Annotated in this window: 1 protein-coding gene; it reads left to right on the top strand. The window is 53.6% G+C overall.

Annotation, left to right across the window (positions count from 1 at the left end; genetic code table 11):
• Nucleotides 1-38: 38 nt before the first annotated feature.
• Nucleotides 39-366, top strand: a 328-nt coding sequence (locus ACTHTJ_RS10975; protein WP_440362700.1) for a hypothetical protein, incomplete at its 3' end; no start/stop codon positions are given.

Genomic DNA, 366 nt, shown 5'->3' with positions numbered 1-366 from the left:
ACGATAAAGTGACCGTTAAGCTGAAAAAAGACCTGGTAGTGAACAGCGTCAAAGCCGGCGACACCACCGTTAACAACGACGGTGTGAAAGTAGGCGACGATGTCGCATTGACCCAAGACGGCGTTAAAGCAGGTGATGTCAAACTGACCAAAGACGGTTTGAACAACGCCGGCAACAAAGTGACCAACGTAGCCGACGGCGACCTCAATGCCAACAGCAAAGACGCCGTCAACGGCAGCCAACTGTTTGCGACCAACCAAAACGTAGCGACCAACGCCGCCAATATCGCCAAAGGCATCAACTTCGGCGGTACCGCCGGCAGCAACAACTACGCATTGGGCGACACCATCAATGTCAAAGGCGACA

This window comes from Neisseria sp. P0018.S001 (genome assembly GCF_051957355.1).
GTDB lineage: Bacteria > Pseudomonadota > Gammaproteobacteria > Burkholderiales > Neisseriaceae > Neisseria > Neisseria subflava_A.
Note: the sequence above shows the minus strand (reverse complement) of the source record. Positions and strands in the feature narration are given on the sequence as shown.